General features: G+C 68.6%; 2 protein-coding genes. Both read right to left on the bottom strand.

Going from position 1 to position 2,374, the window contains the following annotated elements:
• Positions 1-105: 105 nt before the first annotated feature.
• Positions 106-933 (bottom strand): ATP-binding protein, encoded by an 828-nt coding sequence (locus ABHU32_RS09935; RefSeq protein WP_006234068.1) that lies wholly within the window; start codon positions 931-933, stop codon positions 106-108.
• Positions 930-2,237, bottom strand: coding sequence for an IS21 family transposase (istA, locus tag ABHU32_RS09930; protein ID WP_346979808.1), 1,308 nt, complete (start codon positions 2,235-2,237; stop codon positions 930-932). The genes ABHU32_RS09935 and istA overlap by 4 nt, the downstream gene beginning before the upstream one ends.
• Positions 2,238-2,374: the final 137 nt, after the last annotated feature.

The raw sequence follows: 2,374 nt of genomic DNA, 5'->3' as shown, positions 1-2,374 counted from the left end.
TTAGCGTCGGATTATTTTAGCCAAATATAGTCGGCCGAGATTGACCAATCCCGGCCGACCCATTTTAGCCAACACGCCCGCATCTATGTCTTTCCTATCGCTTCCCTACATCCCCTCGGGCTGGATCCCCCTCACCTTCACCGCCTGGGGGACGGCCTCCACCGAGTAGGTGTCGAGCCCCCTGCCGCGGTAGCTCGGGCCCCGCATCACGAACACCGACGCCTTGTCGAACAGCCTGTCGAGGGCGCAGAGGAGCGTGTCGTCGCCCGTGAAGAACTCATCCCACCCGCTCGGGGCGATGTTGCTCGTGAGGACCATCGCGTTCGGCCCCTCCTTCTCGTAGCGCCTGTCGACGACATCGAAGAACAGGTCGGTGCACGGCCTGTCGTAGACGCATCTTCCCACCTCGTCAACGATGAGGCACGACGGCTTGACGAGCGAGGAGACGACCCGCGAGGTGTTTCCCCGCTGGACGGCCTTCTGGAACCTGTCCCTGAGCTCGGTCGCCTTTATGTAGTAGGTCTTGAGCCCCCGCATGCAGCACTCGCGCCCGTAGGCCTGCGCGAGGTGCGTCTTCCCTATGCCGCCGGGCCCGACGAAGGCGACGTTGCGGTGCGCGTAGAGGTCGGCCAGCGACGGGAGCTTGCCCAGCGCGGCCGCGTCCCGGCCCTGGATCCTGGAGAAGTCGAAGCCCTCGAAGGTCTTGGGCTCGCGCCTGGGCAGCCTGCTCAGCCTCAGCAGCGTCTCGATGGAGGCGAGCCTCCTCTTCTCCGCAAGGTAGGAGAAGGTGGCTGCCACGGCGGCCATCTCCCCGTCGCCGAGGTCGAGGTCCGAGGCGAGGGTCGCGAGCTCCTCCGCCCCGACGGCGATCCCGAGCCTCGACGCGGCGTCGCTCGCGAGCTCGTAGGGGCTCGCCCCCGCGCCCGCCATCATTCGGCCCTCCCGAAGTCGAACCTCTCGAAACCGGGTTTCGTCCTGGGCGGGGCGATTTGCTCGACCACGGTCCCCACCGGCTGGGTCGGCAGCTCCTCGGGCTGCGCCGGCGATGTCTCCCACTGCCCCTCGCACCAGCTGTCGGCGCCGGTGCCGACGGCGTGGGCGACGAGCTCGCGGGAGAGGTCGTCGCTGTATATGTGCACCACGCGCCCCTCCCGGCTCACCCTGCACTCGCGGCGGACGTACCAGTAGGGCACGCCGTAGCGGTGCCCCTCGAAGCTCACGAAGCCGTCGAAGGAGATCTTCCGGCGCGGGCACAGGTACCGCTCGACCTCGGCCGTGACCTCGAGCGGCCTGGTGTTCGCCGAGCACGCCGCCTCGTGCTCGCGCATCGGGACGCATGCCGCCGCGCGGCGCCAGCGGCCTCCCTGCTCGGCGCACCAGAGGGCGGCCTCCCGGTTGAGGGCGTCAAGGTCGGTGAAGGACCTTCCCGCGAGGAAGTTCCCCTTCACGAAGCGGACGAGCCTCTCCACCTTGCCCTTCGTATAGGGGTGGCGCGGCCTGCACAACCTGGTGCGGAAGCCGACGACGCCCATGAACTCGGCGTAGTCGGCCTGCCAGACGGGCCGGCCGTCGGCATCGCGGCGGACGACCACGCTCTTCATGTTGTCGGTGAGCACGGTCGCGGGCACGCCCAGCGCCGAGAACGCGTGCAGCATCCCGATGAGGAGGTTCTCCTGGCGCGCGTTCGGGAAGAACTCGACGTGGGCGCCCCCGCAATGGTGGCAGACCATGGCGAAGCAGGCGATCCGCGCCCGCTCCCCGCCGGGGCGCTCGACCGCGACGAAGCCCCAGTCCATCTGGTAGGCCTCTCCGGGCGCCGTCCTGAAGCGCTGGCCGCGGCAGCCCTGCGGGGCCGCCTGCCGCCTCTTCGCGGGCACGAGGTCCCGGTGCGCGGCGATGTAGGTCTTCACCGTGGTGAGGCCGCCGGCGTAGCCCTGGCCGAGCAGCCGCTCGAATATCACCTGCGAGTTGGTGACGCCCTTCCGCAGGAGGTCGTCCACCAGGCCGGTGTGGCCGGCGAGCACGCCCGGCGCGGCCCTCCTCCCGCTGTTCCCGTGGGGCAGGGCCCTGAACCCGTGTGCCCTGACCGTCCTCGCGCGGGAGCGGGTGAGCCCCGTCCTCCTGCAGAACTCCGCGAGGTTGCATGCCTGCGGGTCGAACCCGTCGCCCTCCTCCGCGGCCATCTCCCGGAGCGCCGCGTCTATAATCTCCTGTAGGTCATCGTGTCTCTCGTTCACCTCAATGGTCCTCCTAACGCCGGCGTGTTGGCACCACCAGCGTAGTGGCGGCGGGGAGGCACGGTGGCCATTATTCGGTGACCGGGATTGGTCAAAATCGTTTGACTATTAGCGGCTAAAATCGCCCGGCGCTAACA

Origin of the sequence: Collinsella aerofaciens, assembly GCF_039758965.1 — a bacterium.
GTDB classification, from domain to species: domain Bacteria; phylum Actinomycetota; class Coriobacteriia; order Coriobacteriales; family Coriobacteriaceae; genus Collinsella; species Collinsella aerofaciens_BR.
The sequence above is the reverse complement of the archived record's forward strand: the minus strand, read 5'-3'. Positions and strand labels throughout refer to the sequence as shown.

Excerpts from the sequence above, each read along its gene's own strand:
- ABHU32_RS09935 (WP_006234068.1), bottom strand. The coding sequence starts at position 933 with ATGATGGCGGGCGCGGGGGCGAGCCCCTACGAGCTCGCGAGCGACGCC.